Consider the following 25934-nt stretch of genomic DNA (forward strand, 5'->3'; position numbering starts at 1 on the left):
ACGAACAGGAACGTCTAACTCGATGCCTTTTACCTCTCGCAGCCTACTTGCTTCATTTGCTGGATGCCTTCTTTACGGTTCTCCCGTCATTGCTGATGATGGAAGCACAACCGTACCTCCAGAAAATAGCATTATCTTCCCTTTACAGACCAACGCAGTTAATTCTTGCCCGGTGCCTGAAAAAATGTCAAAAGAGGAAGAAGATCAACAACCAGTACTAATTCAAGCTGACAGCGTTGAAGCCAAAAATAATTCTAAGGCGACCTATAAGGGTAATGTTCATATTATTAAAGGTCGTCAAGAAATAAAAGCAGATAACATAACGTTACACCAACAAGAAAACATTGCGATTGCAGAAGGTAACGTTGACTATTCAAGCATGGAAATGAGGTCAAAATCAGACAAAGTCACTACTGATTTAAGCACCGAAGATACCACAATGATTAATGCGGCCTATAAAATGTCATGCCAACCAATTCGTGGTACTGCTAGCCGTGTATTAAAAACCGGTCAAGAAATCTATCAGTTAGAAGATGCTTCATTCACTACTTGTCCGGCAGACGATAACAGTTGGCGCTTTAAAGCCAGCGATATTGAACTCGATCAATCTGATGAATGGGCAACCTTCTATAATGCACGTTTTGAAGTTCTTGATGTGCCGATTTTATATCTTCCTTATATTACCGTTCCAGTTGGCGATAAGCGTAAAACAGGGGTATTAATTCCAAGTGCAGGTTTAGACAGTAAAGATGGTTTTGAACTTTCAGTCCCTATTTATTGGAATATCGCACCAAATTACGATGCGATTACCACGATTAATTATATGGAAAAACGTGGTACTCAATTAGAAGGTAATTTCCGCTATTTAACCGATTTAGGCGTTGGTGAATTAAATGCAGAATATCTTGGGGACGATGCCAAAAACCAAGATAAAGGCGCTCGTTGGGGGGCCAGTTGGAATCATTCCGGTATATTTAGGCAACACTGGAAATTTGAAGTTGAATACGCTCAGGTTAGTGATGTTACTTACTTCCAGGATTTAAACTCTAGTATTGGTACACGTGATGAAGGTCAATTAAGTCAATCAGGGGAAGTCTCATATCGTTCTCAAGATTGGGATCTCACCATGCGTGTGCGTGATTTTCAGGTTTTAGTCGAAAATCAAAAACCATATAGACTAATGCCTCAGGTTGAGTTTAATTACTACGCTCCGCAATTTTATAATTCTCTAGATTTTAATTTTCATAGTCATGTTAGTGAATTTGCCACAGATGATAAAACCAAACCATCTGCAACTCGAGTTCATATGGAACCTAAATTAAGCTTACCACTGAGTGATACTTGGTGGTCTTTAACCCCTGAAGCCAGCTTACTTTATACCCACTATACTCAAGATTTTGATAAGAATAATCCTTCTCTATCCAGCTTGGAAGAAGATACATCACGAACCATTCCAGAAGTAAGGGTTAATGGTGCTATTTATTTAGACAGTACACAGAAGTTCTTGGGAGAGTATTTACAAACCCTCGAGCCAAAAATTCAATACTTATACGTACCAGAAGTTGACCAAAGTGAGATCTATGGCGGTCAAGGTGAAGGTGGCTACGATAGTAGTAAACTTCAGTTAGATTATTATGGCCTATTCAGAGATCGTCAATACAGTGGTGTTGATTATATTGCCGCTGCAAACCAATTTAGTATTGGCGCAACATCTCGATTTTACGATGATTCTTATAAAGAACGAATGAATATATCTTTTGGGCAGATATTATATATGGATGGTTCTGGTACATCTAAAAATAATGATAACAAGAATTCATCTGCATGGGCGATAGAAAGTGATTTTAACTATAATGACTATCTATTCTATCATGGTGGTATTCAATACGACTCTAACGAAAGTGAACTACAAGTAGCAAACAGTACCTTAGAATACCGCCACAGTCGTGGCTATATTCAAGCTAACTACCGTTATGTTAGTAAGAGTTATATCGATGATAATGTATCCTATTCTGATCCTGGACCGTCATCTGTGACACGTTATGGTATTTATCAAGCAGGTTTATTAGCACGATACAACATTGGTAATAATTGGAATCTCAATGCTCAATACTTTTACGATACAAAAGAAGAGTTCATGCTAGAAACTTTAGTTGGCGCGACCTATTTAAGTGATTGTTGGTCATTTGGCTTAACCTATAGCGATCAAATTATTGCACCAGAAACCTCAGGTTTAATTGGAAGCTACGAACCAGAATATGAAAGTAACCTCATGCTTTCCATCGCGATTCGAGGTTTAGGCACTAACACTGGCATCACCTCTGGTTCAGCAACCAACGCTTTAGGCTATGGTCGCCCGTTTTATTTAAATAATTAATTTATATGGATATACATGGAATGCTGTTTCCCTAAAGGCATTTCATGCTCCTTACTCTTGGATGACACTATGAAAAACTGGAAATTTCCATTTATTAGCACTCTATTAATGATGCTAGCTATAAATGTACAAGCTGCTCCTGTCGAATTAGACCGAGTTGTTGCCATTGTTAATGAAGGTGTTGTCCTTCAAAGTGATATCGACACATCAATTAAAACAGTAAAAATTAACGCTCAGGAAAAAAAACAACCATTACCTGAAGAATCAGTACTTCGCGAACAAGTACTTGAAAAACTAATTGTAGATACCATTCAAAGCCAACAAGCAGAAAAAATGGGGATTAGAATTGACGACACTCGTTTAGAAGAAGCACTAAAAGGCATTGCAAAAGAAAACAACATGACTCTTGCGCAGTTACAACAAAAAACAGCAGCTCAAGGGCTACCGTATGCAAGTTTTCGTGAACAAATCCGTAAGGAGATTGCAGCAAGTGAAGCTCGAAACGCACAAGTTCGTCGTCGTATTAATATTCTTCCTCAAGAAGTAGAAAGCCTTGCTTTATTACTGTCTGAAGAAACACAAGCAACGGTTCAATACAAAATTAGTCACATTCAACTAAGAACAGAAGATGGCGCGACCCAAGCGGATAAAGAAGCGGTAGAACAACAGGCTAAAGATTTAACTGAGCGTTTAAAGCAAGGTGCAGATTTTGCCACTATGGCATACACCTACTCAAAAGGTCCTAAAGCTCTGCAAGGTGGAGATTGGGATTGGATGCGAAAAGAAGAAATGCCGACCATTTTTGCCGACCAGATCACAGGAGAAGGAAAGAATAGCATTATCGGTCCTTTCCGCTCAGGCGTAGGTTTTCATATTCTTAAGATTGATGATGTAAAGGGACTTGAAACGATTGCAGTTACTGAAGTAAATGCGCGTCATATCCTAATCAAAACCTCAGTAATCATGAGTGATGAAGGTGCAAAGCGCCAATTAAATAATATTATCGCAGACATAAAAGCGGGTAATGCTACTTTTGGTGAAATGGCTAAACGCTATAGCCAAGATCCAGGCTCAGCGGCAAGAGATGGTGAGCTAGGTTTTCAAACTCCTGATTTATACGTACCTGAATTTAAACATCAAGTAGAAACTCTGCCTGTAGATCAAATCAGCGCACCATTTAAAACGGTTCATGGTTGGCACATTGTTGAAGTATTAGAGCGTCGCCAAGTCGATAGAACTGATGCCGCAATGAAAAACAAAGCTTATCGCATCCTAATGAGTCGTAAATTTAATGAAGAAGCCGGAGCTTGGCTACAAGAAATCCGTGCAAGTGCTTATGTTGAAATTCTACAAGATGATAATGGTGAAGAAAATAATGAATAAGATTAAGCGTATCGCAGTTACTCCAGGAGAACCTGCAGGTATCGGACCAGATCTTGTTTTAACTATTGCACAACAAGATTGGCCTCACCAATTAGTTATTTGTGGTAATAAAAACGCACTAAAGCAGAGAGCCAAACTGCTCGGTATTAATATTGCTATTGAAGACTACAACGCTCATGAACCAGCAAAAATGCATAAGGCAGGCTCTTTAATTGTCGATAATATCGAATTGAATGACGATGTCGTTGCAGGTGAGCTAAATGAAACCAATGGTCATTATGTTCTTGATACCTTGCGTCGAGCAGCACAAGGTAATATGGACGGTGAATTTGACGCAGTCGTAACTGGTCCTGTGCATAAAGGCGTTATCAACCGTGCAGGTGTTGCCTTTAGTGGCCACACTGAATTTTTTGCTGAGCAATCCAATACACAGCAAGTTGTAATGATGCTAGCGACAAAAGGGTTACGTGTTGCGTTAGTAACTACTCACATACCTCTTGCTTATGTTGCCAAGGCCATTACAGCGGATCGCTTAAAACAAGTTACTCGAATCTTACATCAAGATCTTATCACCAAGTTTGGAATTGCTAACCCATCCATTTTTGTCTGTGGATTAAATCCACATGCAGGCGAAGATGGCTGTCTTGGACGTGAAGAAATTGATATCATAGCGCCAGCATTAAATGAATTGCGTAAAGAAGAAGGAATGAACCTTATTGGTCCATTGCCGGCTGACACGTTATTTCAAGATAAATATTTACAAGAAGCAGATGCGGTACTTGCAATGTATCACGATCAAGGACTTCCTGTGCTAAAATTCAAAGGTTTTGGAAAGTCAGTAAACATCACATTAGGTTTACCGTTTATCCGAACCTCAGTAGACCATGGTACTGCATTGGAATTAGCAGGTACTGGAAAAGCAGATGCAGGAAGCTTTATTACCGCACTAACCCATGCAATTGAACTGGTAGAAAATAAATGAGTACAAGAAATGATGTCCATCTAGGCCATAAAGCGAAAAAACGCTTTGGTCAAAACTTCTTAAATGACCCTTATGTGATCGATGGAATCGTATCTGCAATTAACCCTTTATCAGGTCAAAACCTAGTAGAAATTGGTCCTGGTCTTGGCGCTATCACAGAGCCAGTTGGTCGTGAAGTTGATAAGTTTACGGTTATCGAGCTTGACCGTGACTTAGCCGCTCGTTTGCGCACTCACCCTGAATTGGGTAGCAAACTAACTATTCATGAAGGCGATGCAATGCGCTTCGACTTCACGCAACTTATCCAAGAAGGTAATAAATTACGTATTTTTGGTAACTTGCCATACAACATTTCAACACCGTTAATGTTCCACCTTTTTGAATTCCATAAAGACATTCAAGACATGCACTTTATGCTACAAAAAGAAGTGGTAAACCGTTTAGCAGCAGGACCTGGTACTAAAGCTTATGGCCGCTTAACAGTAATGGCTCAATATTTTTGTAAAGTAATGCCAGTACTTGAAGTGCCGCCAACTGCATTTGTTCCGCCACCAAAAGTGGATTCTGCGGTTGTTCGCTTAGTACCTTATGAGGTACTTCCATACCCAGCTAAAAACCTGAAATGGTTAGACCGTGTATGTCGTGAGGGCTTTAATCAACGTCGTAAAACAATTCGTAACTGTTTTAAAGCATTGCTAACAAAAGAACAGCTAGAAGAATTAGGCATTAACCCTTCTCTTCGTCCTGAGAACCTAACGTTAGAACAATTTGTAACGATGGCAAACTGGTTAAATGACAACTTCCAAGCTGAAGCTTAAGTTAAGCGTATAATCAATAACAGTTAAATATAAAGGTGACTTCATTGTCACCTTTTTTCTATCTAAGCTTTAATAATGAGATGAGAGGAAAGAGACATGGCGACCTATTTTGTAGGTGATATTCAAGGATGTCTAGACGAACTATTATTATTGTTAGACCAAGTTAGCTTTGATAAAGAAAAAGACCAACTATGGTTAACAGGAGATCTCGTCGCTCGTGGTCCAAAATCATTAGAAACCCTTCGCTTTGTGAAATCATTAGGGACAGCAGCAGTTACTATTCTTGGCAATCATGATCTGCATTTACTTGCCGTCTCTCAAGGCATTTCTCGTGTAAAAGAAAAAGATAAAACAGCCCCTATTTTCTCTGCCCCAGATAGCAAAGAATTATTAGCTTGGTTACGCCAACAACCTTTGTTATCTGTTCATTCTGAACATAATATTGTCATGAGTCATGCTGGTATTTCTCCTCAGTGGGATATTAGCACTGCAATTAAATGCGCGCGTGAAGTTGAATCGGTTTTACAATCGGATAAATGGGTTTGGTTATTAGAGAATATGTACGAAAACCAACCCGATTTATGGCAAAATGATCTTACTGGTATCGAGCGTTATCGCTACATTATCAACGCTTTTACACGCATGCGCTTTTGTTTTCATGACGCAAGATTAGATATGGACTGTAAACAACCTCCACAAGATTTATCAGAAGAAGATAAAGATAAATTAGTCCCTTGGTTTGAGTTAAGCTCTCGCCTTCCCCTAACTCACAAAGTCATATTTGGTCATTGGGCAGCTCTCATGGGACATGAAGGAAATGACGTAATAGCGTTGGATACAGGCTGCGTATGGGGGGAATGTATGACGATGTATCGTGTTGATGATGGGAAGTATTTTACGCAGAAGGCGATAGAGCAATAACGAGATGCGAGGACGCTACGCTCGAGGGACGAGTAAGTGCAGAAACTAGAAACTATACGCTTTGCTGACTAGAGGCTATAACAGCAAAAAATAAACGACTTATTTAACTCATCATTAGCAACCCCTCCTAACCTCCCCTTATATTATTAATTACTGTCAATGAATATGATTAACCAAGGGGAGGAACCGTTATTCATGTGCTGAAACTACAGCGACAAAGATGGTCCTCCCCCTTTTTTTGATAAGTTATTGAGATCAATAAAGCAAATATAAGCGGGAGTTAGTGGGGGTTGCTAATAAATATATGGAATACTTCGCAGAACATCGCTTTTCCTGACACCTTAAGCGAAGCTCCCTTTAGAACGAAGTTCGTCCTGCTCTTACTTTTCTAGAACCACAAATTCCATGTCGTACTTATTCTTTTCATCTTGCAAATACATTTCAGAATGAGTTTGTTTCCAACCCTCACCCCAATCAGGAAATTGAGTATCACCATCAATGTCTGCGTCAATAAAGGTAAGATAGAGTTTGTCAGCATCAGCAAGACACCCTTGGTAAATTGAACCACCACCAATGATCATTAGCTCTTCAATATCACCAGCGGCTTGTTTCGCTTCATCAATTGAAGTCACACAAGTAACACCTTCAATCTTCAAGTTCGCATCACGGCTTAGTACAATGTTCAAACGACCCGGTAAAGGACGACCAATCGACTCATAGGTTTTACGCCCCATCACAATTGGTTTACCCATAGTACATTGCTTAAACCATGCAAAATCAGCAGGTAAGTGCCATGGCATTTGATTATCAACACCAATAATTCGGTTCTTTGCCATTGCGGCGATCATGCTAATTTTCACAATTATTCCTTATACATTTGGATTTAAACAATCGACTTTCTACGGTAAAACAGCAGCCCCGGCATAGCAAGGCCAATTGCTAATGCCGCAATGGTAAATAGCGTTTTTACTAAGTTATCAATCATCATGGCCCATAATTCTGGAGAATAACCAAGATGATTAATTTCTACCACAGCGATCATCGCCTTAAAGGCAAAAACGCCAGGGATCATAGGAATTAAGGCTGCAACCGTAAAGACTTTAGGATGCGCAAGAAAACGATGTGACCAATGCACTCCTATCATACCAACTGTTGTTGCTGCACATAATGTCGCCCATTCTAATGGAGATCCATAATGCATTAATAAAAATCGAGTACCATGGCCAATTGCACCACCAATTGCACAGTATTTTAATGCTTTCACTGGAACATTAAAAACCAGAGCAAAACCAACAGCAGGGATCATTGCAAAAAACATATCGTTTAATAACGCTATAAATAAATCAAAAAAAGAACTCATCGCTACACTATTCATCAATTAATCCATCCCCATACACCGACTAAATTCATTGCACCAACAATACCGATACTGGTTGATAAAGTAAGTAAGGTGGCAAATGTCCAGCGTGCTATTCCCATATTTACGTAGCCTTTCACCATATCAGCCACAGCATTAATTAACGGGAAGCCAGGAACTAACATCAAAACGGACGAGGCCATTGCGAGAAAAGGGATATTACCAATATTGTAAATAACAGCTTGAGAAGAAATAAGAGTGGTAACAAAAGCTGTGATGCCAAAGTTAAGTAAGGGATTAAAATGTCGATGTCCAATCTCTTGTCTCACAATCATACCGAGAGAAGAAGCAAGAAATGTCATCATAAATACTGGCCAATCACCGCCAGCCAATCGGCTAAAACTAGCACAAGAAAGTCCGATCATAACAACCACCAACCAACGATTGTATCTTTCAGGGCTAATAGCATCTAATTTTACTGCAGCTTCATGACGATCTAACAAGCCCTTTTCAGACATAATGCAGATCCTTTGAATCTCAGTGACCGCTCGCATGTTAATCCCACGATCAGGCGCTCTTCGGGCAGTTGTCATACAATGTTCATCAATCATTGTTGTGATAACAAGTGAGCTGGCTGATAATGAAATTTCAACATCATCCGCACCTACTGCAAGTCCTAATCGTCGACTAACATCTGATACTAAACTACTTTCAGCACCATGCTGAAGTAACATCTGCCCAGCTTTAGCGACTAAACGTGATATTTCCCTTTGTTTTTCGTCCATTTTATTCGTAATAGTTAACTAAATGAATCCTCTATTCTATGCTATTCATTTCTATCTTTAATGACCTAAATAAAAAAAACCGCAACAAGTGCGGTTTTTTATAATAATTATCTTGATTAAGATTTAGTCACGGACATAGATAACATGACCGTCATCTTCTTCGTCATCCCAATCATCATCATCACCGTCTTCAGTAATAACGTTTTGACCTGAAATAGCATCTTTATGGTAATCATCCCACATGAAGTCGACTTTATCAGCCGCTTTCTCTTCATCAGTTTGAATCTCTTTTGGTAGAGTATCCATAAAGTCAGATAGCTCATCACATACTTCTTGAGTACCAGTGCGACTTACCGCTGCAATTTTAAAGTAGCGATCATCCCAAGCAAGTGCTTCTAAGATCTCAGCGATCTTTTCATCAGTTTCTTCTTCACGTAGAAGATCAGTCTTATTAAATAATAACCAACGAGGCTTACCAGCAACTTTCTCACTGTAACGCTCTAATTCATCAATGATAGTTAGTGCATTTTGAACAGGATCACTGCCATCAACTGGAAGGATATCAATTACATGAAGCAATACACGACAACGCTCAAGGTGCTTCAAGAAACGAACACCAAGACCTGCACCTTCAGCAGCCCCTTCAATTAGACCAGGAATATCAGCAACAACGAAGCTCTTATTACCACGTGCACGTACAACACCTAAGCTAGGAATAAGCGTAGTAAATGGGTAGTCAGCTACTTTTGGTTTTGCAGCAGATACAGCGCGGATAAATGTCGACTTACCAGCATTTGGTAAACCAAGCATACCAACATCAGCAAGCAAAAGAAGTTCTAAACGAAGTTCACGAACCTCACCTTTTGTTCCCATTGTCTTTTGACGAGGTGCACGGTTAACAGATGATTTAAAACGAGTGTTACCTAAACCATGCCAGCCGCCTTTAGCAACCATGATCTTCATGCCATGAGCCATTAGCTCTGCAACTTTCTCACCAGTATCAATATCAATAGCACGCGTACCAACAGGTACTTTCAACGTAATATCTGCACCACGTCGACCAGTACTGTTTGTGCCACCACCATTTTTACCACGCTCTGCATCATAAAAACGGTTAAAACGGTAATCAATTAGGGTGTTTAGATTTTCATCCGCTTCTAGGTAAACATCACCACCGTCGCCGCCATCGCCGCCATCTGGGCCGCCCTTAGCTACGAATTTTTCACGCCAAAAACTAACAGTACCGTTACCGCCGTCGCCTGCATCTACTTTAATTGTCGCTTCATCAACGAATTTCATTTTCTTCTCCGAGCTGTAGCGCTGGTAATCTTTTCATTAACTGTTCTATTCTGATACAGATTATTTACTGCAAATCAAAATTACATTATGAGAGTGGATCTTCTATGATCTTTACGCTACGTAATATATCAATATAGTCACTAGGTAAGTATTCTAGCATTTAAACTCATTAGTTATACCAACCTAAAATAAGTATAAACGACAAAATAATTAACTGGTGACTATCCATAAATAAAAAGCCCCGCCAAGTGGCAGGGCTTTTAAAATTAGTTTTTAAAAACGATTATTCAGCGTCGATAGAAACGAATTTACGGTTTTTAGGACCTTTAACTTCAAACTTCACTTTACCTTCAGATAGAGCGAATAGAGTGTGGTCTTTACCGATGCCTACGTTAGTACCAGCGTGGAATTTAGTACCACGTTGACGTACGATGATGTTACCTGCAAGAACAGATTCGCCACCGAAACGCTTAACACCAAGACGTTTGCTTTCTGAATCGCGGCCGTTACGAGTAGAACCGCCAGCTTTTTTATGTGCCATTTGTTATTCTCCTTAAATTAAGCGCTGATGCCAGTGATTCTGACTTCAGTGAACCATTGACGATGGCCCTGTTGCTTACGAGAATGCTTACGACGACGGAACTTAACGATTTTAATTTTATCGCCACGACCGTGCTGAACTACTTCCGCAGTTACTTTACCGCCAGCTACTAAAGGTGCACCAACAGTGATTTCTTCACCGTTAGCAATCATAAGAACGTTGTCGAAATCAACTGTTGCGCCAGTCTCAACGTCTAATTTTTCCAAGCGAAGAGTTTGACCTTCACTTACACGGTGTTGTTTACCACCAGATTGGAAAACAGCGTACATATTTTACTCCGCTACTTTCGCACTACCATTTAATTTGTTTACTCAACAATTTTGGTGTGCGTTAAACTTGTCATCAATAGGGCGTGGATTCTACGCGAATGATTTCAATCTGACAACCCAAAATTGAAGAAAAATGATGAAAAGATAAACGAAATAGTCAATCGGCTAAAAGAGAGGAATTTACGACTGTATTGCGACCCTCAATTTAGTGTATTATTTATGTAATCACTTATTACAATAAAGCCTAACTTAGGCCCTAACCTTGCTGGAAGAATAATGGATTTTAAAGCTATCCAAGCCCTCACGGCTGATGACATGGCAATCGTAAATGAAACTATCTTAGCTCAACTGAATTCAGATGTTGCGCTTATCAACCAACTTGGTTTCTACATTGTAAGCGGCGGCGGAAAACGCTTACGTCCTGTGCTTGCCATTTTATCTGCAAAAGCACTTGGATACGAAGGTAAAGACCACACTATGGCAGCTGCCTTTATTGAATTTATTCACACTGCAACATTACTTCATGATGACGTTGTCGATGAATCAGATATGCGTCGTGGTAAAGCGACGGCTAATGCTGAATTTGGTAATGCCGCAAGTGTACTCGTTGGCGATTTTATTTACACTCGCTCATTCCAAATGATGACAAGCTTAGGATCCATTAAGATCCTTAGTTTAATGAGTGAATCAGTTAATGTGATCGCTGAGGGTGAAGTTCTTCAATTAATGAACTGCAACGATCCTAATACGACCGAAGAAAGTTACATGCAAGTAATCTATTCTAAAACTGCTCGCTTATTTGAAGCGGCGACTCAGATCGGCGCGCTCCTAAATAACGCTCCATTAGAAATCGAAACAGCACTACAAAATTACGGTAAATATTTAGGCACGGCTTTTCAATTGATCGACGACGTGATGGATTACACTTCAGATGGCGAAGACATGGGTAAAAATGTCGGTGACGATCTTGCTGAGGGTAAACCAACACTTCCTTTATTACATGCTATGAATAATGGTAATGAAGAACAAGCAGCAATGATCCGTGAAGCAATAGAAAAAGGAAATGGCATAGATAAATTAGAGCCTATCCTTGCTTGTATGAAAGAAGTGGGATCATTAGAATATACAAAACAAAAAGCAGATGAAGAAGCAGATAAAGCAATTGCAGAGTTAACTATATTACCCGAATCTGAATATAAAGAAGCATTAAAAGCGTTAGCGCACTTAGCCGTTAAACGCAGTAAATAACACTTTACGCTTAAAAATAAGAAAATAAAAAAGGCAGATAAATAACTATCTGCCTTTTCTCTTTTAATAACTCTAATTGGTATTATTTAACGAACTCTTCACCAATTTTAATATCTGCTTGTAGCGTTTCTAGCATGCTATCAAGTGCTTCTTGTTCAAGTGCGCTCAACTCACCATAAGACTGAATCTCTTCAACCCCATTTTTACCAAGTAAAATTGGTTGCGCAAAGAAACGAGCATGCTCACCGTCACCTTCAACATAAGCACATTCAACAACACCTTTCTCACCGCTAAGCGCTTTAACTAGTGATAAACCAAAACGACATGCTGCTTGACCCATTGAAAGCGTTGCAGAACCACCACCCGCTTTTGCTTCTACTACTTCAGTACCCGCATTTTGAATACGTGGAGCTAATGCAGCAACTTCTTCAGCAGTGAACTCAACACCTTCAACTTGAGAAAGAAGAGGAAGAATTGTTACGCCAGAGTGACCACCAATAACAGGTACACGGATCTCACCTGGATCTTTATCTTTCAACTCAGCTACAAATGTTTCAGAGCGGATCACATCCAATGTCGTGACACCAAATAGCTTATTCTTATCGTATACACCCGCTTTCTTTAATACTTCAGCGGCAATTGCTACTGTTGTATTTACCGGATTAGTAATAATGCCTATACATGCATTTGGGCAAGTCACTGCAATTTTTTCAGCTAATGACTTAACAATACCGGCATTAATATTGAAAAGATCTGAACGATCCATTCCTGGTTTACGAGCAACACCAGCAGAAATTAAAACCACATCGGCGTTATCAAGAGCTGGCGTTGGATCCTCACCACAATAACCTTTAATAGAAACTGGTGTTGGGATATGGCTAAGATCCGCAGCAACACCAGGTGTTACAGGAGCAATATCATAAAGAGCAAGATCAGATCCTGCTGGTAATCGATTCTTAAGAAGTAATGCTAACGCTTGTCCGATGCCTCCTGCGGCGCCAATAACAGCAACTTTCATGTTCGTTCTCCTTGAGTGGTAGAGGTATATTTTTATTATTAATTTACTTTCAAACTGAAAGTGACGTTATAGCAAGCTCAAATTAAATTCAATGCTATTTGCTTCGCTTTGCGACCTTACGCAATGACATCCGAACCCAGCCACAAACTGAACGCGACTCTACTTGCATTTATCCTTGTTTGTAAATGAAATTGTCTAACGAATTAGAGATCTTGGGCAAAAAGAAATGAATAATTCATGAGTAAGTATTCACATAAATGCCATTTTGATTTGGTTATACTTAAATAATTATGCGAGAATAGTTATAATTATTGCAAAAAGAATCAAAACATCATGCGAAATAATGAAAAGCAAGAACTATTAGTTAAAGAATTTAAATCCATTCTTAAAGCAGAACGATTTGGTTCTCAAGGTGAAATTGTTGATGCGCTTCGAATCTCAGGTTTCGATAACATAAATCAATCAAAAGTATCCCGAATGCTAACTAAATTTGGTGCTGTACGTACTCGCAATGCGAAAATGGAAATGGTGTACTGCCTTCCTATTGAGCTTGGTGTACCTACGGTTTCAAGCTCTTTACGTGAATTAGTGATGGATATTGATTACAACAATGCATTAGTTGTTATTCACACAGGCCCTGGCGCTGCTCAATTAATTGCTCGCTTATTAGACTCTTTAGGTAAATCTGAAGGTATTTTAGGTGTCGTTGCTGGCGATGATACTATCTTCATTACACCAACCAGAAACATTGAAGTCTCGAAGTTATTCGATTCTGTTTGTGACCTATTTGAATACAGCATTTAAACCAGCTTCTTTTAAAGGTCGCTTTTCTTTTATTAAAGCGACCTCTCTCCGTATATTCTTCTCCATTAAAATCATTAGTAAATACAGCAGAAATGTTAAAACCACACATTGTGCTAATTATTAATAGAATCAATAGTTATTTATTTCACAGTTTTGGCATAATTTAATTAACACTATTTTAAAAAGTGCGCATTAGTTTGCTATCATTCACATGCCATTTCTGTAACAGGAAATTTAAAACACTTTACAATGAAGTGAATAAATACGGTTTCTTACTTTCATTATCTCTCACTTTTAGAGATCTTTTAAAACAGTAAAGAAACACAATAATAAGGAAAGGAATAACATGGCATTAAAAACCTTAATTAAAGCAAGCGCTATTGCTGCAGCAATGTTTGGTGCAGGCATGAGCTCAGCAAGTGCTCAAGATTTCATTACTATTGGAACAGGCTCTGTAACAGGTGTTTATTACCCAACGGGTGGTGCTATCTGTAAATTAGTGAATAAAGATCGCAAGGAGCATAATGTTCGCTGTTCTGTGGAATCAACTGGTGGTTCTATCTATAACGTAAATACTATCCGTTCAGGCGAACTGGACTTTGGTATCGTACAGTCAGATTGGCAGTACCATGGTTACAACGGCACAAGTAAATTTGAAGCTCAAGGCCCTTATAAGAAACTCCGTGCGATGTTCTCTCTTCATACAGAACCTTTTAACATCATCGCTCGTAAAGATTCAGGTATTAACAACGTTGCTGATCTTGAAGGTAAACGTGTAAACATTGGTAATCCAGGGTCTGGTGACCGTGCAACAATGGGTGTCGTAATGGGTGCCATGGGTTGGACAAATGATAGCTTTAAGCTTGCTTCAGAGCTAAAAGGTTCAGAGCGTTCTCAAGCTCTTTGTGATAATAAAATTGATGCTTTCATTTACATGGTTGGTCACCCAAATGGCTCAATCAAAGAAGCAACTACATCATGTGACGCAAAACTAGTATCTGCTACTGGACCTAAGATTGATAAAATCGTTGCTGATAACCCTTACTATGCATACAGCACAGTTCCAGCAGGTATGTATCGTGGTACAGAAGGTGCTGTTAATAGTTTTGGTGTAGCAGCAACAATGGTAACAACATCAGATGTTTCAGACGAAGTTGCTTACAGCGTAGCAAAAGCAGTGTTTGAAAACTTTGATACATTCAAACGCCTTCACCCAGCATTTGCAACCTTGAAAAAAGAAGACATGGTAAAAGCAGGTCTTTCTATTCCACTACACCCTGGTGCTGTGAAATATTACAAAGAAGTTGGTCTACTAAAATAGTTTTTCTTCTACGTACGTAACTTTTGATAAGTAACGTGACTATAAAGTGAAGAGGCCATTGGTCTCTTCATTTCTTCGCTCCCCCCTGATCTTTCCATACAACGGATAACAATCAATAATAAAACGGATTTGAAGATCGGTTATTTCTAGCCTATATATTGGCTTATATTCAGTAATCTAATACTTAATGATTGAGTGTTAGATTCGACCATCACTAAGGAAAAGTACATGACGCAGTCGTCAAATACGTCACAAGATGTGCAAGAAATGGTGGCCCAATCTGATACAGGTGCTCGTTCACCGCAAGGATTATCTGGCCGAATTCTATGGTTTGTTCCACTATGTTGGTCTTTATTCCAACTCTGGTATGCTTCCCCTTTACCGTTCATTTTTGATTTCGGCATACTTAATGATACAGAAGCTCGCTCAGTACATTTAGCGTTTGCTATCTTTTTAGCTTTCACCGCGTATCCCGCCTTAAAAAACTCACCACGAGATCGTATTCCAGCCATTGATTGGGCTCTTGCTTTCGCTGGTAGTTTTTCTGCTGCTTATATTTATATTTTTTATACACAACTTGCTGATCGTTCAGGGGCACCAACAACTCCTGACATCATTGCATCAGTCGTTGGTATGGTGTTATTGCTTGAGGCAACTCGTCGTGCTTTAGGTCCACCACTTATGGTTGTAGCTGCAGTATTTTTGCTTTACACCTTTGCTGGCCCTCATATGCCAGATGTAATTGCACACAAGGGCGCGAGTCTAAACAAAGCAATGTCACACCTATGGTTAACAACTGAAGGTGTTTTTGGCGTTGCTTTAGGCGTTTCAACCTCATTCGTTTTCTTATTTGTGCTTTTTGGTGCCATGCTAGAAAAAGCAGGCGCAGGTGCTTATTTTATTAAAGTGGCTTTCTCTTTACTTGGTCATATGAAAGGCGGTCCAGCAAAAGCGGCGGTAGTTGCTTCTGGCTTATCTGGCCTAGTATCTGGTTCTTCTATCGCTAACGTAGTAACCACAGGTACGTTTACGATTCCACTAATGAAACGTGTTGGCTTCTCTGGTGAAAAAGCAGGAGCTGTCGAAGTTGCCGCCTCAACCAATGGACAGTTAACACCACCAATTATGGGTGCTGCAGCATTCTTAATGGTTGAATACGTTGGTATCTCTTATGTAGAAGTAATTAAAGCTGCGTTATTACCCGCCCTAATTTCTTATATCGCCCTACTTTACATTGTTCATCTAGAAGCATGTAAAGCAGGAATGACCGGCCTTCCTCGTCGCCATACACCAAAGTTACTTCACAGCTTACTTTCATTCACAGCAACCATTTTAGGTCTTTGTGTTATGAGCGCTGCTGTTTATTACGGTATTGGCTGGACTAAAGATGCCTTTGGTGATGCCGCAATCCCAATTGTAACCGTTGCTCTATTACTTTCTTATGTTGGCTTAGTTAGCATCTCTGCAAAATATCAAGAACATGCCATGATGGCGATTGATGAAGAACTGACTGAAGTACCTGATCCAGGACCAACCATTAAATCTGGCCTGCATTTCTTATTACCAATCGTCGTATTAGTATGGTGTTTAACAGTAGAACGCTTCTCACCGGGTTTATCTGCTTTTTGGGCATCAGTATTTATGATTTTCATTTTACTGACTCAGCGCCCATTAATTGGTTTCTTTACCAAAGAAGGCAATGCCGCTGAACAAGTAAAACAAGGGTTTGATGATTTACTAGAGAGCCTAGTATCAGGAGCTCGAAACATGATTGGTATTGGTGTGGCGACCGCAGCGGCTGGTATTGTTGTTGGTGTCGTAACCTTAACGGGTATCGGACTAGTCATGACTGATTTTGTAGAGTTTATCTCTGGTGGTAGCATCATTCTTATGCTGTTATTTACCGCGGTAATTAGCCTAATCTTAGGAATGGGCTTGCCAACAACGGCTAACTACATTGTTGTATCCACTTTGATGGCTCCAGTTATTGTAACTCTAGGTGCTGCGCACGGTCTGATTATTCCATTAATTGCGGTTCACTTATTTGTGTTTTATTTTGGTATTTTAGCCGATGACACTCCTCCTGTAGGTCTAGCCGCATTTGCAGCTGCCGCGATTGCTAAATCAGATCCAATCCGCACAGGTATTCAAGGTTTCACCTACGATATTCGTACCGCTATTTTGCCTTTCATGTTTGTCTTCAATACCCAACTATTGCTAATGGGCATTGATTCTTGGTGGCATTTAGCTCTAACAATTATCTCTTCGATCATTGCTATGTTGACCTTCTCAGCGGCAACTCAAGGCTGGTGGTTTACGAAAACAAAATGGTGGGAGGTCGTTTTACTACTTCTGATCACTTTTTCATTATTCCGTCCTGGTTTTTGGTGGGATAAGATCTATCCTGCCAAAGATTATTATCAAGGTATTGAGATTGCTCAAATTGCTGAAGACTTAAATGTGGGACAATCACTGACATTAGAAGTTGTCGGTCAGAATCTTGAAGGTGATGTCGTAAGTAAAACGGTTCGTTTGCCTTTTGAAGATCGAGCAGTTACTGGTGAAGATCGAGTTGGCTCTATGGGACTTATGTTATCTGAGGTTGATAACAAAATGATCGTAGACATGGTCGAGTTTGGCAGTCCTGCTGAAGCTTCAGGAATAGATTTTGATTGGGAAATAAAGAATGTGGTTCTTGATGCAGACCGACCATTAAAAGAATGGGTATTTGTACCAACTCTTCTTTTATTGTTTACACTAGGCTTTAATCAGCGTCGCCGAGCTAAAAAGGAAAACTTAGCGGCATAAATTAATGAATGGAATCTAAGGGGAGAAGTACTCCCCTAATTAGGTAATAAAAATTATGTATAAACAAATTTTGGTTCCAGTAGATTTAAATGATAAAGGCTTTGCTGATAAAGCGGTTGAACTAGCAGTTTGGCACGCAAAACATTCTAATGCTGAGCTTCATTTGCTGAATGTATTACCTGGGATTCATATGTCGATGGTGTCGACTTATTTTCCTAAAGGCGCAGCAAAACAAATGAAAGACGATGTATCAAAACAACTGAATGAATTTGCGGCTAAGTTTGTAGATGAAGACGTGGTATATAGAGTACACGTTGCGGAAGGTAAACCTTACGTCACTATTTTAGATTATGCTGAACGTCTAGGCGCAGACCTAATCGTAATGCCAAGTCATAAACGCTCTAAAATAGATAAAGTCATGCTCGGTTCTGTAGCGAGTAAAGTAGTCGAAAACTCTCCAATCAACGTTATGGTAGTTAAACCTCAAGGTTAACTTATCTGTAACTAAAAATAAAAAGGAGCTCATCGGCTCCTTTTTTGTTTTTAGTCGTATATGAAAACCCTTACTGCTTAGGTAAAGTTTTATAATCAGGTCTTATTGGCGCAATATCCATTGAATCTAACACACCAGATTTTGCTTCTGGGTAAAACTCACAAGGCGCAAATAAACTGATAAATTGCTCAGTCTCAGGATGATAAAAACTCAATTCAGCTGAGTGCAATTGCAAACGTTCAGAAAACGCCAGAGCCTCTTCACATGCGTAAAACTCATCACCGACAATCTCATGACCTTCTTCCATCATATGCACACGCAGTTGATGAGAGCGGCCCGTAATCGGTAATAAACGCACTAATGTTGTCTTATCTTCAACCTGTATCACTTGATACCCCGTTTGTGATGGCTTTCCATGCTCGTAACACACCATTTGGCGTGGACGATTTGGCCAATCACAAATTAGCGGTAAATCAATATGACCTTCTGTTTTCTCGACTTTTCCCCATACTCGTGCGTAATACACTTTATGAGTTAAACGGTACTGAAACTGTTTTTTAATGTGCCTTTCAGCTTCTTTATATAAAGCAAAAATCATCAGTCCAGACGTCGACATATCAAGGCGGTGTACAAGTTGAGCTTCTGGAAACTCAGCAATAACACGGGACCATACACTGTCATAGTGCTCTGGCGCCCTGCCGGGGTTAGAGAGTAATCCGGCAGGTTTATTCACCGCAAGAATCGCTTCGTCTTGATAGACAATATCAAGCGGTTCCATTGGTGGATTGTATTCAAGCATTGCCATGATTAGTTATGGCTCACAACGATTAAACGCAGTGAATCAAGCTGAACTTGCGCTTTACCTATGTATCCAGAAAGCTCACTCATTTGAGTTTCGATTTGAGTTAACTCTTCATCACGGATATTTGGGTTTACCGCTTTCAATGCTTGTAAACGCTCTAGCTCTGCATTTAATGCAGCTTTCATCTCTGCGTTTGCATCGACTCGAACCGCTTCAATACGATCTTCAATGCTTACTTCAGCCGTATCAATTAGCGCATGGATCTCTTTTTGAACAGAGTTCACAAGCTTACTTGCCATATGGCGGTTGACCGGACTTAACTGACGATTAAAGCTTTCAAACTCAACTTGAGCTGAAAGATCATTACCTTTACCATCCATCATTAAACGGATTGGCGTTTTAGGTAAGAAACGACCGATACCACTTTGCTTAGGCGCTTGTGCATCCACCACATAAACCAATTCAAGTAATAAAGTACCCGCTGGTAGAGCTTTGTTCTTTAATAAAGAAACAGCCGTAGCGCCCACACCTTCAGTTAATACTAAATCAATACCACCTTGGATCATTGGGTGTTCCCAGCTGATCAAATTCATGTCTTCACGAGAAAGTGCCGTTTCACGATCAAACGTAATCGTACAACCTTCGTAAGGTAAACCTGGGTAGCTTGAGACCAACATATTTTCTGCCGGAGTAACAACAATGGCATTTTCGCCTTTGTCATCCTGATTCAAACCAATCGTATCAAATAGGTTTAATGCAAAATTAACTAAGTTCGTATCACCATCAGTTGCTGCAATTTTCTCAGCAAGGGCTTTGGCTTTCTCACCACCATTAGAGTGAACTTCTAATAAGCGATCTCGACCTTGCTCTAATTGCGCTTTTAATTCTTTATTAAGTGCTGCAGATTCTTCAATCAGAGGTTCTAATCCATCTGATTTACCCGTCGCCAAAATGGCAATGATCGTATCAGAGAATTTTTCATATACCGCTCGACCTGTTGGACAGGTTTCACCAAAAGCATTTAAACCTTCATCAAACCAACGAGCTAATAATTCTTGAGATGTGCCTTGTAAATACGGAACATGAATCTCAATATCGCGTTTTTGACCAATACGATCCAAACGACCAATACGTTGCTCAAGTAGATCAGGATTAAACGGTAAATCAAACATCACCAATTGGTTAGCAAACTGGAAGTTACGACCTTCAGAGCCAATCTCTGAACAGATAAGTACTTGTGCACCACCTTCTTCTTGTGCGAAGTAAGCCGCTGCTTTATCACGTTCAATGATAGACATACCTTCATGGAAAACCGTACCACGAATACCTTCACGCTCACGTAACGCTTGTTCTAGTTGCAACGCTGTTGAAGCACGAGAAGCAATAATTAGTACTTTCTCATTACGGTTCTCTTTTAATAACTCAAGCAACCAGTTAACTCGTGGATCAAACTGCCACCACGTTGCACTATCACCTTCAAACTCTTGAAAGATCTCTTCAGGATAAAGCATCTTCATTGCACGAGCTTCATCACTCATGCGGCCACCCATCATCGTCGCCACACGCATAGAAGTCGCATATTGTGATGGTAAAGGCATTGGCATTAAGTTCAAGTTACGTAATGGGAAACCTTTAATAGCAGCACGAGTATTACGGAATAACACACGCCCTGTACCGTGACGGTCCATTAAGTTATCGACTAACTCTTGACGCGCCTGTGCTTGCTCTTCTTCTGATACAGAAGACTCAATAATTCTAAACAGAGGCTCAGCATCTTGCTCAGACAGTAGATCTGCAATGCGATTTTTCGCCTCATTCGATAGCTTGTCGCCACTCATTAATGCGGTTACGGCATCAGCAACAGGCTGATATTGACGCTCTTCTTCAACAAATGCGTCATAGTCGTAAAAACGATCTGGATCTAACAAACGTAAACGAGCAAAGTGACTTTCGTGACCTAGTTGCTCAGGCGTTGCTGTTAGCAGTAGAACACCAGCAGTCTCTTCTGCAATCGCTTCAATCACTTGGTATTCACGACTTGGTTTTGTTTGGTTCCACTCAAGGTGATGCGCTTCATCGACAACAAGAAGATCCCAATCCGCTTCAACCACTTGCTCAAAACGACGCTTACTCTTACGAATAAAATCTAATGAACACAACACAAGTTGAGCTGTATCAAATGGATTTTCTGAATCAGCGTAAGATTCAATGCAACGCTCTTCATCAAAAATAGAGAAATGTAGGTTAAAACGACGCATCATTTCAACTAACCATTGGTGCTGCAATGTTTCAGGCACAACAATTAATACACGCTCAGCACGGCCAGAAAGCACTTGTTGATGAATGATCATGCCAGCTTCAATTGTCTTACCTAAACCAACTTCATCAGCCAGTAAAACACGCGGTGCGTAACGACGACCAACTTCTTGAGCGATAAATAATTGGTGCGGGATCAAACCTGCGCGCATACCACACAAACCACGCATTGGGTTTTTATGTTGCTCATACTGATTTTGAAGTGCACGATAACGCAAAGCAAAGCGATCCATGCGATCTATTTGACCTGCAAATAATTTGTCTTGAGGTTTATTAAAGCGGATCTGGTGACTTAATAACGTCTCACGAAGAACAACATTTAATTCATCTGTATCTACACGAGTACCTATATAAGTAAGTAGTCCACCGTCTTCAATAACATCTTCAACTTCAAGTGACCAGCCCTCATGGCTTTCAATTGTGTCTCCCTTATTGAACATCACTCGGGTAACGGGTGCATCATGTTTTGCGTATAAACGGTTTTCTTCTGATGCGGCAAAAAGTATGGATACGGTTCTATCGTCAACAGCAACCACTGTTCCTAAACCCAAATCACTTTCTGTATCACTGATCCAACGTTGGCCCAAAGCAAATGACATAGTAGTAATACACCTCAAAATTAATTAATTGATTTTATATAGAGTGAGAATTTTAGAACCGAGAATAGACAGCCTAAATGGCGAGGTTCAAAAGGGCGCCAATCTTACTGTATGAGAGCAGTTAGGTCACGCCTATTTATCATAAAACTGAGTGTAAACGATTATACCTAACTTGAGAGCGAAAAGTTTACTTAACCGCATCTAAATATCGGCTTAATTCTGGAGGCGTTACTTGCGTCATTAGCTCTGATATTAAACCATAACTTAATACTTTATGGCTGCAGACAAAAGCATAATGAGAAGCAAGTGCTTTGGCATCTTGAATGCTATGCGTCACCATGAGTACCGTTAACTTTTGGCTCTTAATGAGTTCTCGGATTAATGCAATCATCTCCTCTCTCAACATAGGATCAAGCGCAGAAAAAGGCTCATCTAATAATAAAACAGGCTTCTTTTGGACTAAGCAACGAGCTAAAGCGACTCGTTGTTTTTGACCACCAGAAAGTTGTTCGGGTAATCGATGTAATAATTCACCTACCCCCACCTGCTGAGCGGCGCGAGTGACTTGCTCTTTTTCTTTATCACTGAGACGTAAATTAGGCTTAATTCCCAGGCCAATATTATCGGCAATCGATAAATGAGCGAAAAGATTATGTTCTTGAAATAACATAGACAATGGTCGCTGATGAGGCGCTAGTGATAACAACGATTGTTGCTCAATACTAATATTGCCAGATTCAGGGGCAATAAATCCTGCAAGCAAACTAAGTAACGTACTTTTTCCTGCACCACTTGGACCGAGAATAGCGACCACATCTCCTTCATTCACAGTTAAGTCAAATTCAAACAACTCTGAATAGTAACGATATTTCACACCCGAAAAATTCAACATTACGCTTCACCTTTACGTTTAGAAGAAAATAACCATTCCACCACAGCAAATACTCCTACACTTAGTACCAATAAGCTCAGAGAGATAACCGCTGCAGCTTCCATTTGATAGCTGCCTAATAATTGAAAAAGATATAAAGGCAATGTCCGAAAATCCTGACTACCAAACAAGGCAATTGCACTTAAATCTCCTACCGACATAATAAATGCTATTGCAAACGCATGAGCCATTGGTTTTCTTAACGCTCGCCATTCAATTAACCGAAAACGAGTAAAGCCATTTAAGCCTAGGCTTCCACATAGTAAATGATATTGCTGTGCGATATGAAGTAATGGCTGAGCAAGCGTTTTTATCACATAAGGCAACGCCATTAATGCATTAACTAATACCACTATCCAAATCGCAATTGAAAAAACATCTGTAATGTTTCGCAATAACAAAAATAATCCAGTACTAATCACTAATCCAGGAGTAACCAAGATCATCGTACCAATCAAATCCAATTTATCAGCCAACAAACGTTTTTCATTTAATCTTAATGCTCTTGTCGTATGCAATAAAATAACACCAAAAATCATAGCTAATACTGCTGCACTTAACGCGACAATCAAAGAATTGACCAATGCTAACCAAAATTCAGGCGATACTAATACTGTCGTCAACTCTGAATTTAGACCGCTAATTACGACCATAAATAGTGGTGGCAATAAAAAGAGAATAAGAAATACAATCCAAATTCTATCCCATAATCGCTCTTGTTTTGAATCTTGGTACAACACTGCTTGATGTATAGAAGAGCCAGAATCAATGGCAACTGAGATTGAGAAACGCTGGATAATTAAAGAAAGTACACCGCATAATAGCATTTGCCATAAAGCTAAAATGGCACCCGACTGCAAATCAAAATCAAATTTAATTGCTTGGTAAATAGCAAGTTCAATGGTGGTTGATTTAGGTCCTCCCCCCAGTGCCATTACCGTTGCAAAACTGGTAAAGCACAACATAAAAACTAAACCTGCGACATGAGGAAGTTGTTGCTTCACTCTAGGCCAAGCTACTAATTTATATTTATTCCATCCTGAAAGCCCTAAGTGCGCAGATAGTTGATGTTGCTCAGCAGGAATAGAATCTAATGTCTGTAAAAGAAGGCGAGTGGCAAAAGGAAAGTTAAACAGAACATGTGCTAATAAAATGCCATTTAAGCCATATATAGAAAAAGAAAGAGAATAACCAAACCTTTGGAACAAATCAGCGATTAAGCCACTATTACCATAAATAGAAAGTAAACCAAAAACACCTACTAATACAGGAAGTACAAGTGTCGTAGCACAAAGCTTAAGCAGCAAATCTCTGCCTATAAATTGTCGGCGTGATAATGCATACGCAGTGGGGATCGCAAGACTAATACTCAATAAAGTGGATAGAAAAGCTTGGTATAAACTGAATTTCGTAATATACAAATAATAAGGATCAGACCAAATTAGACTTAAATCTAGGCTTGGTGATTCTAAAAACAGGGCGCTGATAGCACCACCAACAAAGCCAATAATAATAATGGCAATAATATATCCCCAAATAGGGACTGAATTATAAGAGGAGGTATTTTTCATAGTTACCAAAAAGAAAGGAGCACACCAGCACCCCTTATTTAAAATTAGAAGGTCAGAGCGTGTTGCCATTCACGGATCCACGATTTACGTTGCTGTGAGATCTCTTGTGAACTAAACGACAACCCTTTATTTGGTACCGTTAATGTTTCAAAACCATCAGGTTGTTTAACATCGGTTACTGGGTACATCCAATTTCCTGTAGGCATTGCTGACTGAAATTTATCATTCAAAATAAAGGCCAGAAATTCATCTGCCAATTTATTATTCGCTGTATTTTTCACTTTAGCAGCAACCTCAACTTGCATATAATGGCCTTCTGAAAAGTTAGTTGCCGCAAAACGATCGTCTTTTTCAGCAATCAAATGGTAGGCTGGTGATGTCGTATAAGACAAAACTAAATCAGACTCTCCTTCTAAGAACATACTATAAGCTTCAGACCACCCTTTGGTTACTGTCACTGTTTTCTTAGCAAGCTGTTTCCATGCTTGTGCTGTATCATCACCATAAACTGACTTCATCCATAGCAATAAACCTTGACCCGGTGTAGAGGTTCTTGGATCTTGATAAATAATTTTTAAATCATTACGAATTTCAACTAGCTCTTTCAAACTTTTTGGAGGATTTGCTACTTTCTCTTTATTGTAAACAAACGCAAAGTAACCAAAATCATAAGGTACAAACGTTGTATCATTCCAGCCACCAGGCAAAGTTACTGAATCAGTATTAATTTGATGCTCAGCTAATAGTCCTGTCGCTTTTGCCTCCGCCATTAAGTTGTTGTCTAAACCAAGAACAACATCCGCTTTCGTATTTTTACCTTCAAGGCGTAGACGATTTAAAATAGACACGCCATCATCTAAAGCGACTAGCTTTAAGTCACATTCACACTGAGCTTCAAATGCTGCTTCAATCGTTGGTCCTGGGCCCCAATCAGCCGCAAAAGAGTCATAAGTGTAAACGGTTAGAGTCTCTGTATCTGCAGCAGAAACAGAAGACGTCGCGATGATAGCTAACGCTGTCGGTAATAATTTAAATGGAGAGGAAATAGAAAGAGTGTTCATTATGTGCGCTTACATCCTTTTGAGCGGCACAGAATTAAGGTGATATTCTCTAAGAGGATGCCATCCCAATCCCTACGCCAGCATTATCTGATTCAGGTAGTACGGGTTTAAGCGAGCATTATCCAATGCTTACTAATCTCAGCGAATACCAATCTAGATAACTAGTTGAT

At 39.7% G+C, this 25934-nt stretch carries 22 protein-coding genes; 10 read left to right on the forward strand and 12 right to left on the reverse strand.

What is annotated here, in order from left to right:
* Positions 1-22 precede the first annotated feature (22 nt).
* The 5 genes from lptD (at position 23) to apaH (ending at position 6481) form a co-directional block, all read left to right on the forward strand.
* A complete protein-coding gene (gene lptD / locus AC2IP4_RS12560; protein ID WP_486310337.1) occupies positions 23-2377 on the forward strand; it encodes an LPS assembly protein LptD in 2355 nt (784 codons plus the stop codon).
* A 69-nt stretch (positions 2378-2446) separates the two neighbouring features.
* Positions 2447-3760 (forward strand): peptidylprolyl isomerase SurA, encoded by a 1314-nt coding sequence (surA, locus tag AC2IP4_RS12565; protein ID WP_486310338.1) that lies wholly within the window; start codon positions 2447-2449, stop codon positions 3758-3760.
* Positions 3753-4742 (forward strand): 4-hydroxythreonine-4-phosphate dehydrogenase PdxA, encoded by a 990-nt coding sequence (gene pdxA / locus AC2IP4_RS12570; RefSeq protein WP_486306948.1) that lies wholly within the window; start codon positions 3753-3755, stop codon positions 4740-4742. The genes surA and pdxA overlap by 8 nt, the downstream gene beginning before the upstream one ends.
* The gene (gene rsmA, locus AC2IP4_RS12575; RefSeq protein WP_486310339.1) at positions 4739-5560 is read left to right on the forward strand and encodes a 16S rRNA (adenine(1518)-N(6)/adenine(1519)-N(6))-dimethyltransferase RsmA; all 822 of its coding nucleotides are present in this window, start codon (positions 4739-4741) and stop codon (positions 5558-5560) included. The genes pdxA and rsmA overlap by 4 nt, the downstream gene beginning before the upstream one ends.
* Before the next feature lie 96 nt (positions 5561-5656).
* Positions 5657-6481, forward strand: coding sequence for a bis(5'-nucleosyl)-tetraphosphatase (symmetrical) ApaH (apaH, locus tag AC2IP4_RS12580; RefSeq protein ID WP_375321640.1), 825 nt, complete (start codon positions 5657-5659; stop codon positions 6479-6481).
* Between the two features lie 380 nt (positions 6482-6861).
* Here apaH and folA read toward each other — a convergent pair whose 3' ends face one another.
* The 6 genes from folA to rplU form a co-directional block, all read right to left on the reverse strand.
* The gene (gene folA / locus AC2IP4_RS12585; protein WP_486310340.1) at positions 6862-7341 is read right to left on the reverse strand and encodes a type 3 dihydrofolate reductase; all 480 of its coding nucleotides are present in this window, start codon (positions 7339-7341) and stop codon (positions 6862-6864) included.
* A gap of 23 nt (positions 7342-7364) precedes the next feature.
* A complete protein-coding gene (locus AC2IP4_RS12590; RefSeq protein WP_375321638.1) occupies positions 7365-7856 on the reverse strand; it encodes a threonine/serine exporter family protein in 492 nt (163 codons plus the stop codon).
* Entirely contained in the window at positions 7856-8623 is a 768-nt protein-coding gene (locus AC2IP4_RS12595; RefSeq protein ID WP_105056829.1) for a threonine/serine exporter family protein, read from the reverse strand. The genes AC2IP4_RS12590 and AC2IP4_RS12595 overlap by 1 nt, the downstream gene beginning before the upstream one ends.
* A 123-nt stretch (positions 8624-8746) precedes the next feature.
* Positions 8747-9922, reverse strand: a complete 1176-nt coding sequence (gene cgtA, locus AC2IP4_RS12600; protein WP_060993941.1) for an Obg family GTPase CgtA — start codon at positions 9920-9922, stop codon at positions 8747-8749.
* Between the two features lie 283 nt (positions 9923-10205).
* Positions 10206-10463, reverse strand: a complete 258-nt coding sequence (rpmA, locus tag AC2IP4_RS12605) for a 50S ribosomal protein L27 (protein WP_012549189.1) — start codon at positions 10461-10463, stop codon at positions 10206-10208.
* 17 nt (positions 10464-10480) lie between these two features.
* Positions 10481-10792 carry a 50S ribosomal protein L21 gene (rplU, locus tag AC2IP4_RS12610; protein ID WP_060993942.1) on the reverse strand — a complete coding sequence of 104 codons (312 nt, stop codon included), beginning with the start codon at positions 10790-10792 and terminating at the stop codon, positions 10481-10483.
* Positions 10793-11068: 276 nt separating this feature from the next.
* On the opposite strand from rplU, the gene ispB reads away from it, so the two are divergent.
* Complete coding sequence (gene ispB / locus AC2IP4_RS12615) at positions 11069-12040, forward strand: octaprenyl diphosphate synthase (RefSeq protein WP_105056827.1); 972 nt, start codon at positions 11069-11071, stop codon at positions 12038-12040.
* Between the two features lie 82 nt (positions 12041-12122).
* Here ispB and mdh read toward each other — a convergent pair whose 3' ends face one another.
* Positions 12123-13058 carry a malate dehydrogenase gene (mdh, locus tag AC2IP4_RS12620; RefSeq protein WP_486310341.1) on the reverse strand — a complete coding sequence of 312 codons (936 nt, stop codon included), beginning with the start codon at positions 13056-13058 and terminating at the stop codon, positions 12123-12125.
* Between the two features lie 333 nt (positions 13059-13391).
* Between mdh and argR the strand changes: the two genes are divergently transcribed.
* The 4 genes from argR to AC2IP4_RS12640 all read left to right on the forward strand — a co-directional run bounded on the left by argR (position 13392) and on the right by AC2IP4_RS12640 (position 18484).
* Entirely contained in the window at positions 13392-13862 is a 471-nt protein-coding gene (gene argR, locus AC2IP4_RS12625) for a transcriptional regulator ArgR (protein WP_060993945.1), read from the forward strand.
* A 346-nt stretch (positions 13863-14208) separates the two neighbouring features.
* Positions 14209-15183 (forward strand): TAXI family TRAP transporter solute-binding subunit, encoded by a 975-nt coding sequence (locus AC2IP4_RS12630; RefSeq protein WP_375321637.1) that lies wholly within the window; start codon positions 14209-14211, stop codon positions 15181-15183.
* Between the two features lie 228 nt (positions 15184-15411).
* Positions 15412-17991 (forward strand): TRAP transporter permease, encoded by a 2580-nt coding sequence (locus AC2IP4_RS12635; RefSeq protein ID WP_486310342.1) that lies wholly within the window; start codon positions 15412-15414, stop codon positions 17989-17991.
* Positions 17992-18046: 55 nt separating this feature from the next.
* Positions 18047-18484 carry a universal stress protein gene (locus tag AC2IP4_RS12640; protein ID WP_060993948.1) on the forward strand — a complete coding sequence of 146 codons (438 nt, stop codon included), beginning with the start codon at positions 18047-18049 and terminating at the stop codon, positions 18482-18484.
* Positions 18485-18554: 70 nt separating this feature from the next.
* Here AC2IP4_RS12640 and AC2IP4_RS12645 read toward each other — a convergent pair whose 3' ends face one another.
* The 5 genes from AC2IP4_RS12645 to thiB form a co-directional block, all read right to left on the reverse strand.
* Positions 18555-19289 carry a pseudouridine synthase gene (locus tag AC2IP4_RS12645; protein ID WP_486310343.1) on the reverse strand — a complete coding sequence of 245 codons (735 nt, stop codon included), beginning with the start codon at positions 19287-19289 and terminating at the stop codon, positions 18555-18557.
* Positions 19290-19291: 2 nt separating this feature from the next.
* Positions 19292-22201 carry an RNA polymerase-associated protein RapA gene (gene rapA, locus AC2IP4_RS12650; protein WP_375321634.1) on the reverse strand — a complete coding sequence of 970 codons (2910 nt, stop codon included), beginning with the start codon at positions 22199-22201 and terminating at the stop codon, positions 19292-19294.
* A gap of 187 nt (positions 22202-22388) precedes the next feature.
* The gene (thiQ, locus tag AC2IP4_RS12655) at positions 22389-23093 is read right to left on the reverse strand and encodes a thiamine ABC transporter ATP-binding protein (protein WP_375321633.1); all 705 of its coding nucleotides are present in this window, start codon (positions 23091-23093) and stop codon (positions 22389-22391) included.
* A complete protein-coding gene (thiP, locus tag AC2IP4_RS12660; protein WP_375322836.1) occupies positions 23093-24703 on the reverse strand; it encodes a thiamine/thiamine pyrophosphate ABC transporter permease ThiP in 1611 nt (536 codons plus the stop codon). Before thiP ends, thiQ begins: the two co-directional genes overlap by 1 nt.
* Before the next feature lie 44 nt (positions 24704-24747).
* Positions 24748-25764: a thiamine ABC transporter substrate binding subunit gene (gene thiB, locus AC2IP4_RS12665; RefSeq protein WP_375321632.1), complete on the reverse strand. Its 1017-nt coding sequence runs from the start codon at positions 25762-25764 to the stop codon at positions 24748-24750.
* Positions 25765-25934 lie beyond the last annotated feature (170 nt).

The organism is Aliivibrio thorii, from assembly GCF_057368585.1.